Annotated in this window: 1 pseudogene; it reads left to right on the top strand. The window is 42.2% G+C overall.

From position 1 onward, the window contains the following. Positions 1 to 103: 103 nt before the first annotated feature. Positions 104 to 543, top strand: a pseudogene (locus ACFIO3_RS15470) (hypothetical protein); the annotation flags it as partial.

Raw genomic sequence — 543 nt, forward strand, 5'->3', positions numbered from 1 at the left:
ATTAGTTTGTTGCGGTATAATTATCAAGTTATGCCCTTTGTTAGAGTTTATAATATCTACTCATGGGCAACTCTTTTCTTTTTCATAAGAAGAGTTTTTTGTTTTGATCAATTTTTTATTTATAGCATTCAAACAATTGATGTTTTGTGATGCTGTACAATTTTTCTTCTTGCTATCCATGACTCTGCTGGTTGCTGCATTTCGCGGAGTTATGATCTCAGGAAGTGCATTTTCTGCCTCTTTTGGTTGGATTGGGACAGTGATCGAAGTGGTTGGGGCAGGTATTGCCTCTGTTGTGGGAGCTGTTTTTACTCCAATAGGGGCTGTCGTTGCTGCTGTTGTGGCGGTCGTCCTTGCTGCTGGTTTTGCTTTGTGGAAATACTGGGACCGTTTCTCTTCTTTTGTCAAAGGTTTTGCACAGGGGGTATCTCGGGCTTGGGGGCGTGCCTTTGAAGCCGTTATGCGTTTTTTTGGTGCCGATACTACCACCATAACCAAATGGAAAAACATCATTGCTGCTGCTTTCGACTTCTCTTCCCATTG

It is taken from the genome of Bartonella sp. AD328YNZD (assembly GCF_042196425.1).